Here is a 13134-nt window from a genome sequence, read left to right as displayed (position 1 = left end):
TCACGTACGGTTTGATGAGGAGGGGCAGAAATTTTCTGCCCTTTACTCTAGCAGCTTGAGATTTGCCGAAAAACTGCAAAATTACAGTTTTCCCTTATGACGTTTACTCTATTACAGGAGTTCCTGCAAAACTGCATCAATTTCAGCAATTTGAAGGAGATAGAAAGAAGAATCAGCGCGAATAATGTACTTCTGCAGGAATTGAATAAAATATCGGCTCAAAGAGCGAAAAATCCTGCATCGTCGCAGGATTTATACTACACTAGCCATCTGACTTTACGGCATTACATCTAACTCTTTACTGCACTAGCCATTTGATTTCACGGCCCCATCCATCTTCCAGCGCGCTGTCACTCCTCGTCCGTGACGACCGCTTCTGCAGCAAGGGCGTGGACAAGCGCCTGGGTCTCACAGGCTTCCCGGCCATCGGTAATGGGCCGGCCGCCGTAGGTGATGCACCCGATAAAGTGCAGAATCGCATCCTCGAAGCCTCTAATCTTCGCCACGGAAGTCCATGATCCCGCGGATTCGATGCGGCTTACTCCGTTCTCTTCCACCGTCAGTTCGGTCAGATTGCGTACCCGATGGGTGGATACGGGGCCGATCCGTTCGACCCGCTCCACATCGATGCCAGCGTGGCGGTGCATGCCTGCAAAAATCGACGGGCCTGTACCATCGGCGGGCGTGAAGAGATGATGGACATCGAGCAAATGCCCCTGCGAATTAATATGAACCCGTCCTGTCCAAAGCAGCCCATCGCCGGATGCACGGCTGAAATGGCGCACCAGATCGATGACGTGGATATAATCGTCCAGCAGCGTGTCCAGGTAAGGAACAGGCTTCACCTTGCCGGCGCGGTGCTTCTCGATGCGGATCCAGGAGGCTTGCGCCGCTTTCGAGGCCAACGCTTCATAGCGCGGGGCGAATCTGCGGTTGAAGCCGACCATCAACGTGCGTCCCAGCTTCTCGCTTAGCTCCGCCAAGGCCTCCGCTTGCTCCAGCGTGGCGGCCAGCGGCTTGTCAACATAGACATCGATGCCGCGCCGGAGCAGCTCGGCGACAATCTCGTAATGGGAAGCCGTCGAGCTGTGAACGAACATGGCGTCGCAATCCTCGGCGAGGCGTCCGATGCTCGCATACGGCACTATCCGATGCTGGGCGCATACGTCGAGGCGCTTCGCTTCGTTCGGCGTGTAGGCGCCGACGAGCGTCCATTCCTCGGCCCGGCCAAGCACCGGCAAATAGGCCTTCTGCGCAATGCTTCCCAAGCCGACGATGCCAATCCGGGGCACTCTCATATGGATTCTCCTCCCTTTTCATGCCGAAGCCGGCAGCATATCGGGCTGCCGGCTTCTTCGTCATCTGCGCGCATAGGTCACGCAGTTATTATTGGCTAATATCAAGCACGCCTTGATAAATGGTATCGAACAGCTTCTCGAGATCCGCTTCCTCGATGCAAGAGAAGGCAACCCGCAAGTCGGTGTCGCCAAGCGCGATCGTCCCGACGCCATACGCGTCAAGCAAATGGGTGCGGAGCTGCTCCGCTGGCACGGTGTTCAGCTTGAGGCACATGAAGTATCCGGAATTGAACGGATAGTAGCTCCATACGTCCTCGTATTTCCCGCTGTCCAGCAGCGCTTTGACCTTGTTGGCCCGCGCTTTCATGATGTGGTACTTCTCCTGCTTCTGCGCTTCGAATTCCGGTGATTGGAGGGCGCGCAGGACGAAGGTCTGGGAAGGATGGGGGCCGCTGGAAATGGTCGCGCGAATGATGCCCATCGTCTTCTGCTCCAACGCCGCGAGCACCGCTTCCGACTCTGCGGCATAGGTGATGAACCCGACACGGAAGCCCCATACATATTCTTCCTTGGTCGCTCCATCCACCTTGACCGGCAGCACGTTCGGATGCAGGGAAGCGAGAGACGAGAAGAGGGACTCATGCATCGAATCCTCGAAGAACAAGCCGAAATAAGCGTCATCCGTCACGACAACGAGGCGCATGCCGGCTTCCGCCGCCTCAAGAATGGCCTTGATGATCGCTTGGCCCTCTTCCCGGCCCGGCGTATATCCGGTCGGATTGTTCGGGAAGTTCAGTACGACGATGGCTTTGCCCTTGTCACGATGGGCGAACAGCGCTTCACGAAGTCCGGCGCTATTGAACTTCCAGTTGCCGTCGTACAACGGATAGTAGACCATCTCGGCCCCGCGGCGGATGTTGAAGGTCAACTCGTAGTTCTCCCAATTTTTATCCGGCATAATGACGACGTCGCCTTCCTCGGCGAACAAATCGGCGACAATGCTTAATCCGTGCGTCAACGCATTGGTCGCGATCGGCATGCTGATAAGTTTGTCAGCAAGCAAAGGATTCTCCTTGATCATCTTCTCTTTCCACAGCTTGCGCAGCTCCGGCTTGCCTGCCGGCGGGGCATACGGGTAAATATCCTTCGGGTTGTAGGCAGACAGCGTATCCTGGATGACGTCCAGATGCATCGGGATGCCGCCTTCCGTCGCGATGCCAATCGTCGCGTTGAATTGCTTCGCCTTGCTCCCCGCTTCTGCGGATTGGCTTAATATGCCTTCCTTCGGGAAATAGATCTGGCGGCCGAGGCGCGAAAGCATGGCGTGAATGTTCGGGTTGTCTCTTTGAATCGTGTCATTCAATTGCTGAGCCAGTGGGTTCATTTCGTCCATCCTTCCAACATCATTCTAGATTGATTTTTCCCATTATATCATCAAATTTCCGCTTTCGTCACGGGGGTGGGGCGAATATGGCCCAATCAAGACGACAGATCGGCGGCCGGCATGATTGTGTTCATGAAGCGATTTGTAGTAGAATAGTGCAAATGGCAACAGGCCTTGAATGAGGTGCCGTATATTACCTACTATAGAGAATTCCCGAATGGAATCCGGGAAGGAGGGAGGAACCATCCGTGTTGAACGCCGAACCGAACCGATATGTCATTAAGCCGGCCTGCGCGAAGATAACATGCGAGCCGAACTGGAAATGGCATAAGCGCGAGAATGCGATGCCGAATTATGATCTCTTTTATGTATGGAACGGAGAAGGAGAACTGCAGTTGAATGATGTATCGTATCATCTCAGCAAAGGCAGCTGCTTCCTCTTCCGGCCGGGAGACGATACGGTCGCTTCCCACAATGCTCAGAAACCGCTGACGCTGACGTATATCCATTTTGATGTGGAAGTTCCTGTCTACGAGATACCCGAACCATACCGTGTTCTGGAGGAGACTGTCGATTTTGAGCATCTGCTGGCCCGTTACGTCCGCTTGTTCCTGTCCCGATCCTACGGGGCGGAGGAAGAGGCGAAGCTGGTCCTCAAGCAGTTGATGATTCATCTGCTGCGCATCGATCGAGAAGGAACCGGAGAACGGAAGACAAGCTATCATCTCTCCGAGGCAATTCATGAGATTGCCAACTATATCCGGCAAAATCCGGGGGCCAATCACCGCATTCAGGATTTGGCGCAGCGCGCCCAATTGTCGCCGCGTTATTTCTCGGTCAAATTCAAAGAGATGATCGGTACCTCAGTGCAAACGTATATTATCCGCTCCCGCATTGAACGGGCCGAGCATCTGCTGCACCATGCGGGGATGAATGTAACGGAAGTGGCGGATGCGCTCGGATACCGGGATATCTTTTTTTTCAGCAGGCAGTTCAAGCAGTACACAGGGCGAAGCCCTTCTGAAATACGTTGACGGAATAGAGAAAAGGCCGCTTGTGATGAACGTTGCTCCGTTCATTGACAAGCGGCCTTTATTCTGCTGCGGGGCCTATCAAGCTTCCCCTGTTCGCGGACTGGCCGGTATGCCCTGAAGCCGGCCCAAGCCTTCTCCCATCTTCACGACAGAGCCGACAGTCAAATCGCTCCGCGGCTCAAATGTACCGTTCTCCATCAATAGAACAACGGTCGAACCAAATGCGAAATAGGCGAGTTCCTGCCCCCGCTCATAGGCGGGAAGCGGCGCTCCGTCTGCATAGTGGATACTGCTTACGTTCAGCGCTCCGACCTTCACGACCGCCACCTCGCCATGCGCATGGCGAAGATACGTAATCAACCGTTCGTTGCGGCTCAGCACGCGAGGCATGTGGCGCAGCCCGAAGTCATTCACCGGATACACCCGGCCCGGCACGTGCTCGCTCTCTACCAACTTCCCGGTGACCGGCGAATGAATGCGATGATAGTCAGTAGGGCTGAGATAGAGAACGAAATAGTAGCCATGCATGTATTTCTGCTGGTAAGGCGAACGGTGCAGCAACTCGTCCAGCATGTAATCTTGCCCCTTGACATTGAGAATCGTGCCTTGCTGTATCGGACCCATTCCGGTAATCAGCGAATCCACCGGGCTAAGTAAAATATCGTCGCCGGCAGCAAGCGGCCTCATTCCCGGCTTCAGGCGGCGGGTGAAGAATTCGTTCAGCGTTCGGTATTCAGACATCGGCTTCTCCGCCTCGTCTACTTGTATGTTATAGGTCTTGGCAAAGGAAGGAATCCATCGGCGGCTCCATCCTGAGCTTGCCGCGCGGCCGGCTGTACGCGATACCCATTTGCGCGAGGACAATTCGGTCAGCAGGCGCATCCATCGTTTCTTCATGATTGTTCATCACCTAGTGGCAGGTGCCCTTTCTCCCGGGAGCGGGACAGGCGCCCTGTATATTTGTATTCCGCAGAAAAGAGCGCAAACCGCCCTTCTGTGGATTATCTTGACACAGAACGCCTGTTTTTTCAATATGATAATCCATACCCCGCCGCTTGACTATCTCTGCAGAAAAGAGGCCCCGTAAGCGATGGGATTGCTGTAAGTGGCCTTCCAAATGTCGTAAAGCCCGGCTTCGCGGAAGCTGTAGCGTTGATCGCGTCCGTTGCATTCAATGAACAAAGGCTTGCCATCGGACGTCAACCCGATATCGAGTCCGACATCGGCCATATGGGGCAAGCTGTGGGAAAGCCGGTTCACGATATGAAGAGAGAATGCACTGACGCGCTCCACCACCTCTAAGACGGAGCAATGCGGTACACCGGCGGCAACAAGCTCTTCAAGCTGATGTACCGTCCCTCCCTGTGCAACGTTGGTAACGAAGGTATGCTGAGGCGCGACCCGGCCGACGATTCCCGTGATCTGCCACTCTCTGCTTCCGTCGCGTTGAACAGAGACCCGCAAATCAAAGGGACGATCGTGGTACCGGGCGAGCGGAAGCAGCTCCTGCACAAGATAGGGAGTCCGCCGCAGTTGGGCAAGCACGAATCGCGGCAGCTTTCCCCCGGGGAGTTTGGCCTTCTTCCACCTTCTCGATCCGCCGGCTGTTCGCCTGGAATAGACAATGGTCCAGCCGGTGCTGCTGCGCTCCAGCTTCATAATGCCGCGTCCGACACTGTTGTTGTCCGGCTTCAGCACGATAGCGCCGTAGCCGTCCATCAATGCCGCAACGTTGCCTGGCCGGGCAAGCGTCGTAATAGGCAAATGAGGCACAAGTTCGGGATCTTGCTGGAGCAGCACGTGGAGCTTCCATTTTCCGTATCGATTCACCTGATTGAAAATAACCGTGCCGCGGTTCACCATCGACCGGACTCGTGCATGCGCCCCGGAATGGAAGTAGATAGCCCGGTTATGAATGACGGACGGAACGGGGATGCGTCGTCTGGCGTAGCCCGTACCGTCTTTTATATATGCAACAGCTTCCATCTGCTTCACATTCACATCTTCCACGCGCATGAAGCACGGAATAACGCCGTGGCGCCTGCCGGCTTCCTCGTAGAAGGCAATGGCTTCATGCCCTGTCTTGTTCCGCAGCAATCCCGGCAGCATGTTCGAATTGAACAGGATGCCGATGCGGTTGTCTGCCATGGAAGCACCTCCTCTGAACTACTGATCTACTGACTCGCTGTCGCTGGTGTATTGTATGAACGAGCTATCGGCTACGAGTGGACGAGTGTAGACGGAGGTTAGTCCAAATTAAGTCCCCAGCTTGGCCAACGGCGCCTTCAGACCCGTCCTGCCGCAAGCCGACATGTCAGACGAGGCAATTAGAAAGGAGAAAGCTGTATGCAGAAGGTTGCAATCCTAACGCCAGGATCCTATCCTTATCCGTCAGGTTCCAGCAGTTCGGTGGAGCGAGTCGTCGAGAATGTCACCGGTCTCGTATCGTCCTGTGCGGACATTCGCGTGTACGGCCGAAGATGGCCGGGGCAGGCCGAGTCGGAATGGGTGCGCGGCGTCAAAGTTGAACGGATCAGACCGGTTTCCTTGCGGTTGTATGTGTATGAAGCGATCCGGTGCATAGCTCAGTTCCGCCCCGATATTATTCAGATCGAGAACCGTCCCCGATACATTCCGATAATGAAGCGGCATTTTCCGCACGCTCGCATCTGGCTGCAGCTTCATTCCACCACCTTCATGCACAGACCGGCGATCGCGCCGGCCGGGCTCCGGCGGGCGCTGTCTGTTGCCGATCAGATTTTTGTGAACAGCCGCTATTTGGCAAAGCAGGTGACAAGGGCATGTCCTGGATGCAGGGAGAAGACGGCCGTCAATTTGCTCGGCGTGGACGCCGATCGCTTCCCGTCACGCTGGACCGAAGAAGGGATCCGGCGTTACACGGAAGGGAAACGGATCCGCGGATGGGCAGAGCGGGACATTGTCCTGTATGTCGGCCGTCTCATTCCGCAAAAAGGCGTCTGGGAGCTGCTGCAGGCTGTACCGCGAGTCATCCGTAAGCATCCGCGGGCACTGTTCGTCATTGTCGGGGGCGTATCTTACGGTTCGAATTGGAAGACAGCGTATGTGCGCCGTCTGGAACGGTTCGCGCGCAAGTACCCGCATCATATCCGAATGGTCCCTTATGTCCCGCATGAGGAGGTTCCGGCTTGGTACGCGCTGGCCGACCTTCTTGCGGTCCCGTCGTTGCGCCGGGAAGCGTTCGGACTGGTCAATCTGGAGGCGATGGCTTCAGGAGTCCCGGTCGTGGCATCCAGGGTGGGGGGGATTAAGGAAGTCGTCCGGGACGGTGAGACCGGGCTGCTCGTCCCGCCGTACCGTCTGCCTGTCCGGTTGGCTTCGGCCATTGTCCGGCTGCTGCGGGATCGGGAAGCGCTCCGGCAGATGGGAGAGGCCGCTGACCGGCATGTGCGCAGCACGTTCACCTGGAAGCAGACGGCGGAGCGCTGGGCCAGCTTCATAGACTACCTTGGCTGATGTAAGCCTTGCCCGCGGAATCGCTGTGTGTGTGTTGTCCGTTCCTTGACATGTCATTTCCTCAATATAGGCGAGTGACGATATGAGCCTATAACGCATATGATGCTCTATATGTTGGGCATAGAACGGAAAGGAGAGAGCACATGAAAAGGAAAAATGAAAAGCGGACAACCAAGGGACAGAAGCCAGTAAAGAAATCGCCCAGAAAGCCGCTATACTTTGTCGACAATCCGAACCAATCGGAGTTATCACTGTTGGACCGTCTTAGTTCAACGAAGAACCTGCCGGATGCTTCCGATAGAGCAAGCGTCAATGCGCTGGCTGCCCTTGAAGCCTTAGAGTCGGAACAAGAGAATTCGTTGCCGCCGATCACGGCTATACCCGAGGGAGACCTTCACGATGACAATCGGCTCGGGGAGGAACTGGAAGTCCTGACGGGGGCGGCAGAGGCCGAAGAGGAATTGCTGCCCCTCGAGAACCTGCCCGCTAAGGATGAACCAGACAGAGCCGAAGGGACAGATGATCTTATAGCGCCGGGAAGGCCAACGTCCCGTCAAGCAGGGAGCAGACGCCGCAATGAGCGCACTGCGAAGCGGTATGCTAGTACGGAACGTTCCCGATCGGGCGAAGAGGAACGGCCATCGCGCAAGGAGGATTATCCGACTTATACGTCGGCATTCAGCATGCCGGGGACGCTGCCGACTGGTCCTGCGGCGCGCGATGCTGCTGCTGCACGGTCAGGCACGGATGAACCGGCCGCCCCTGCTCCCCCGCCTTCTCCGGGCGCTCAGCCTGAAGCCCATGCTGCCGATACCCGCAAGGCGAAAGAGAAGCTGCTGGCAGAGAAGCGTAGTTCGGCGCGATCGACCGCCTTTATCTATACGGATGATATCGCGGATGAAGCGGTGACAGAGGAGAAGCTGGCCGCCTATTCGATCAGCGGATCGAAGCTGCGGCGCGAGAGCATTGGCACCGACATGCTGATTGACTATGCCGTTACGTCCCTGAAAATCGCGGAGGAGGCAGTAACCGGATCGAAAATTGCCCCCAACTCGATCGCCGGGGAGCATTTAATACGCAATGCCGTGTCCGGGGGAAAGCTTCGCGACCGCTCGGTTACGGGGGAGAAAATTAAGGACGGCAGCATCACTTCCGAGAAGCTGGCGGACAAAACGATTGATTCGTCCAAGATCGCGGAAGGATCGATCCAAGCAAAGCATCTGAGCGAGCTGTTGATTTCAGGCAATCTGATTCAAGATCAAGCGATTACCGCGGAGAAAATCCGCAGCGGCGCCATTCGCACGGAAAATCTGGCGAACGAATCGGTTGACGCCTCCAAGCTGGCGCCTGAGTCGGTTACGAACTCCAAGCTGCGCGCCGGGGCGATTACCGGCGACAAGTTGGCGCCAGGCAGCATCGACGCGCGCCATTTCAGCGAAGGGTCCGTTGACGGCCGCGTTATCGGAATGCAGGCGGTGGAGAGCCGCCATATCGGCCCCGGGCAGATCGACAGCACTCATATCGCCTTTGGCACGCTCTCCGGAGCGATGCTTGAAGCCAAGAGCATCACCAGCGAGCCGCTAGCTGACGAGGTGGTGCAATCCCGTCATCTGGGAGAAGATAGTATTCGCGAGGGGCATATCGGCCCAGGACAGATCAGCGGCCGCCATCTAGCCGATAGAGTCATTACCACCGCTAAGCTGGCGGATCAATCCGTCAGCACGATGAAGCTTGTCGAACACGCGGTCACCTCCTCCAAGCTGGCGGATCAAAGCGTGCTGTCGACGAAGCTGGCGGATGAAGCGGTTCGTTCCCGGCACCTCGGCAAGCAGTCGGTCGACGGGCAGCATCTGGCTCTTCAGGCCGTAGAATCCCTTCACATCGCGGAGGAGGCCGTCAATGAGATACACATCGCCCCCGCTGCTGTAAATGGAATTCATCTTATGCCGGAAGCGGTTCATGGCGAGCATCTTGCCGATCAAGCGGTGGAAAGCCGGCATGTAGGCTATCAGGCGATCGAGAGCCGGCATCTAGGCGATGAAGCGGTTACCACAGCCAAGCTGGCTCCGAGCGCCGTATCGTCCGATCAACTGGCGGATGAAGCGGTTATAGCCCGGAAGCTGGGGGCTGCCAGCGTCACGTCGGAGAAGCTTGCCTACGCCAGTGTACAGCAGCATCATTTGGCGGAAGGAGCGGTCGGCCCGGAAGCGATCGGCCCGCATGCGGTGCAGGAGGAGCATATTGCCATTGGAGCGATCCGGTCGGGACATATCTATTCGCAGTCCATCCAGTCTACCGAGCTGGCTCCCGAGGCCGTCACGAGCGAGAAGCTGTCGGTGAATGCCGTCTGTGAGCGCCATATCGGGACGGGGGTAATCTATTCCCATCATCTGGCCGACCACATTATTACATCTTTGAAATTGTCTCCGGAGAGCGTATCGACCGATAAACTGAGCGATTTGTCCGTCACGACCGCCAAGCTGACGAACGGTAGCGTAACCGCAGACAAACTGGCGGAGAACAGCGTGACAACGGCACATCTCGTCGATGGAGCCGTCACGTCCGACAATCTGGCTGACGAGAGCGTCCAGGCGCGGCATCTCGCACCGTATTCGGTAGGGGCGGGGCAACTGCAGCCGGATTCGGTCTCAGGGGCGACGATCCAAGAATCAGCGATTCGCGCGGAGCATGTGCATCCCGGCAGCATCGGTTCGGTTCAGCTTGATGCAGACAGCGTAGGCAGCGAACACGTGATTGAGGGATCCATTCATGCCAAGCATATCGCAGGCGGGAGCATCGGGGCCGATCATCTCGTCGATGCGGCCGTTACAGGAGATAAATTGGCAGATGACAGCGTCGCGGCCCGGAATCTCCGAGCGGCAAGTGTAGATACCGATCATCTGGCGGAGGAAGCCGTCACCGGCTTGAAGGTGGCTCCCGGTTCGATTGGATCTCACCATGTACGGGAAGGAGCGATCCGGTCCGTCCATCTGGCATCGCATTCGATCGGCGAGGAGCAGCTTCAGCCGAAATCGATATCTTCAGGAATGCTGCAGGAGGACAGCGTAACTGCGGCCAGCATCGCTCCCCAGTCCATCACGGAGAAGCATCTGGCGCTGGAAGCGATATCCGGCAAGCATTTGCAGGCAGAATCGGTTCAGGGGTACCATCTGCGCAAAGGAACGATTACGATGGCGCATTTGGGCGCCGATGTGCTCTCCAGCGATATTATCCCGGAGGGCAGTCTAGCCGGGAGCAAGCTCCAACCTCGGGCTGTGACGAGCGGACATATGGCGGATGCCGCCATCCAGGCCAGCCATCTGGCCGACGATGCGGTTCACTCCCGCCATATTGCGGTGGAAGTGATCCGTTCGGAGCATCTTACCGCCAGTTCGGTGTCCGGCGAGCATCTCGCTTCCGACTCGGTCAGCGGCGAGGCGATAAAGGAAGGCGCTGTCGGCAGCGGCCATCTCTCGGCAGGCGCGGTGCAAAACCATCATGTTGCCTCCGGAGCGATTCAAGCCGAGCATCTGCAGAAGAACGCGATTACGGGCGAGCATATCCGGAAGGCTGCGATCGGCAACCATCATTTGCAGCCGGGATTAATTGACAGCCAGCATCTCCAGCCCGGCTTGATTGTATCCGCTCATTTAAGCGAAGGGGCTGTGCTTCCACATCATTTGCGGGAGCAGACAATCGGAGAGCAGCATATGCAGGCCGCAAGCATTCGTGCGGATATGCTTCAGGACGGCGCCGTGACGGAACGGAGCCTGGGTGACGGCTGTGTGACGAGCAGCAAGCTGGACTTGGGCAGCATCGCGCGTGAGCATGTGCAACCGGGAGCCATTGGCAGCACGGAGCTGGCAGGCGGCGCAGTTCAATCGTCTCATGTGCAGCTTGGTGCCATTGGCAGCGCCCATATTGAGACAAATGCAATCGGAAACGATCAATTGGCAGACGGAACGGTCGGCTTGTCGCATTTGAATGAAGAGGTCATGGAGCTGCTAACCTCTGCGACAACGCCGAAGCCGGCGGAGGCCGTTGTGATTCCGGAAGAATCGATCGCGACGGAGATGCTGCATTCCGGGGCGGTTACGGGAGAGAAGCTGGCTCATCACAGTGTCGGCTCAACTCATCTGCAGGATCAGGCCATCAATTCCTCACATTTGGAGGAGGCCGCGGTGGAGGGGCGGCATATCCGCCCGCAAGCGGTCGCCAGTGAGCATATCGGCACGGGGGCTATCCAGTCCCAGCATATATCGAGCGGAGCCGTGCTCGGCAGCCATATGGCTGCGGGCGAAGTAACGGGGCACCATATTGCCGAGAGTGAGGTAGCCAGTCAGCATATCGGTGCGGGTGTAGTCACAGGGCATCATATCGCTAAGGGCGAAGTGGCCGGTTGGCATATTGGTTCGGGTGAAGTAAAAGGCCGCCATATCGCCGAGGGCGAGGTAGCGTCATCGCATATCGGCGAGGGAGAAGTCACCGGGCGGCATATTGCTGAAGGGGAGGTCGCGGGTCATCATATCGGAGCTGGCGAGGTCACCGGCCGCCATATTGCCGAGGGTGAGGTAGCCGGTCATCATATCGGAGCGGCTGAAGTGACCGGCCGTCATATTGCTGAAGGCGAGGTAGCCGGCGATCATATCGGAGCTGGCGAGGTCACCGGCCGCCATATCGCCGAGGGTGAGGTAGCCGGTCGCCATATTGGAACGGGCGAAGTGACCGGCCGTCATATCGCTGAAGGCGAGCTAGCCGGTGAGCATATCGGAGCAGGGGAAATCACTGGCCGTCATATCGCCGAGGGCCAGGTATCCGGAAGGCATATCGGAGCAGGCGAAATAACGGACCGCCATATCGCTGAAGGCGAAGTAGCGGGCCATCATATCGGAGCAGGAGAAGTGAGCGGCCGTCATATCGCTGAAGGCGAGGTAGTCGGCCATCATATCGGAGCGGGCGAAATCACCGGCCGCCATATCATGGAAGGAGAAGTAGCTGGTCATCATATCGGAGCAGAGGAAGTCACCGGCCGTCACATCGCCGAAGGCGAAGTAGCGGGCAGGCATATCGGAACGGGCGAAGTCACTTGCCGTCATATCGCCGAGAGCGGGGTAGCGGGTCGTCATATTGGAGCGAACGAAATCACCGGCCATCATATCGCCGAGGCTGAGATAGCCGGTCATCATATCGGAGCAGGAGAAGTGACCGGCCGCCATATTGGCGAGGCCGAGGTAGCGGGCCATCATATCGGAGCGGGAGAAGTGAGCGGCCGTCATATCGCCGAGGGCGAGGTAGCTGGTGAGCATATCGGAGGAGGCGAGGTCACCGGCCATCATATCGCTGAGGGCGAGGTAGCTGGTAAGCATATCGGAGGAGGCGAGGTCACCGGCCATCATATTGGCGAGGGCCAGATAGCGGGTCGTCATATCGGAGCGGGTGAAGTCACCGGCCGTCATATCGCCGAGGGTGAGGTATCCGGGTGGCATATCGGAGCAGGCGAAATAACGGACCGTCATATCGCTGAAGGCGAAGTCGCTGGTTATCATATCGGCAAGGGGGAAATTGCCGGTGAGCATATCGGGGCCGGTGAAGTAAAAGGCCGCCATATCGCAGAGGGCGGAGTAGGCGGCCATCATATTGGAACGGGGGAAGTAAAGGGCCGCCATATCGCTGTGGGCGAGGTAGCCGGCAATCATATCCGAGCGGGTGTACTGACTGGCCGTCATATCGGCGAGGGTGAGGTAACGGGCTATCATATCGGAACGGGCGAACTCACAGGTCGTCATATCGCCGAGGGCGAGATAGGGGACCATCATATCGGAGCAGGTGAAGTGAGCGGCCGTCATATCGCTGAGGCTGAGGTAACGGGCCAACATATCGGAGCCGGTGAAGTAGTAGGCCGCCATATCGCCGAGGGCGAGGT

General features: G+C 57.3%; 7 protein-coding genes. 3 read left to right on the top strand and 4 right to left on the bottom strand.

Translation table 11 applies throughout. From position 1 onward, the window contains the following. Positions 1-350 precede the first annotated feature (350 nt). Positions 351-1298 (bottom strand): Gfo/Idh/MocA family protein, encoded by a 948-nt coding sequence (locus tag DQX05_RS29410; RefSeq protein WP_119796783.1) that lies wholly within the window; start codon positions 1296-1298, stop codon positions 351-353. 88 nt (positions 1299-1386) lie between these two features. Continuing rightward, positions 1387-2682 carry an aminotransferase class I/II-fold pyridoxal phosphate-dependent enzyme gene (locus DQX05_RS29405; RefSeq protein ID WP_119796782.1) on the bottom strand — a complete coding sequence of 432 codons (1296 nt, stop codon included), beginning with the start codon at positions 2680-2682 and terminating at the stop codon, positions 1387-1389. Between the two features lie 248 nt (positions 2683-2930). On the opposite strand from DQX05_RS29405, the gene DQX05_RS29400 reads away from it, so the two are divergent. Then, positions 2931-3716 (top strand): helix-turn-helix domain-containing protein, encoded by a 786-nt coding sequence (locus DQX05_RS29400; RefSeq protein ID WP_119796781.1) that lies wholly within the window; start codon positions 2931-2933, stop codon positions 3714-3716. 78 nt (positions 3717-3794) lie between these two features. Here the strand turns inward: DQX05_RS29400 and asd are convergent, their stop codons facing one another. After that, positions 3795-4613 (bottom strand): archaetidylserine decarboxylase, encoded by an 819-nt coding sequence (asd, locus tag DQX05_RS29395; RefSeq protein ID WP_119796780.1) that lies wholly within the window; start codon positions 4611-4613, stop codon positions 3795-3797. 162 nt (positions 4614-4775) lie between these two features. After that, entirely contained in the window at positions 4776-5864 is a 1089-nt protein-coding gene (locus DQX05_RS29390; RefSeq protein WP_119796779.1) for a YheC/YheD family endospore coat-associated protein, read from the bottom strand. 198 nt (positions 5865-6062) lie between these two features. Between DQX05_RS29390 and DQX05_RS29385 the strand changes: the two genes are divergently transcribed. Together DQX05_RS29385 and DQX05_RS29380 are read left to right on the top strand one after the other, a co-directional pair. Continuing rightward, positions 6063-7211: a glycosyltransferase family 4 protein gene (locus DQX05_RS29385; RefSeq protein ID WP_119796778.1), complete on the top strand. Its 1149-nt coding sequence runs from the start codon at positions 6063-6065 to the stop codon at positions 7209-7211. 143 nt (positions 7212-7354) lie between these two features. After that, positions 7355-13134 (top strand): hypothetical protein (locus tag DQX05_RS29380; protein WP_119796777.1); only part of this gene is annotated, 5780 nt, incomplete at its 3' end.

This window comes from Paenibacillus thiaminolyticus (genome assembly GCF_003591545.1).
Lineage (GTDB): Bacteria > Bacillota > Bacilli > Paenibacillales > Paenibacillaceae > Paenibacillus_B > Paenibacillus_B thiaminolyticus_A.
Note: the sequence above shows the minus strand (reverse complement) of the source record. Positions and strands in the feature narration are given on the sequence as shown.

Bases quoted from the DNA above. Each gene is read 5' to 3' on its own strand.
- DQX05_RS29390 (WP_119796779.1), bottom strand. From the start codon at position 5,864: ATGGCAGACAACCGCATCGGCATCCTGTTCAATTCGAACATGCTGCCG.
- DQX05_RS29405 (WP_119796782.1), bottom strand. From the start codon at position 2,682: ATGAACCCACTGGCTCAGCAATTGAATGACACGATTCAAAGAGACAAC.
- asd (WP_119796780.1), bottom strand. From the start codon at position 4,613: ATGAAGAAACGATGGATGCGCCTGCTGACCGAATTGTCCTCGCGCAAA.
- DQX05_RS29385 (WP_119796778.1), top strand. From the start codon at position 6,063: ATGCAGAAGGTTGCAATCCTAACGCCAGGATCCTATCCTTATCCGTCA.
- DQX05_RS29410 (WP_119796783.1), bottom strand. From the start codon at position 1,298: ATGAGAGTGCCCCGGATTGGCATCGTCGGCTTGGGAAGCATTGCGCAG.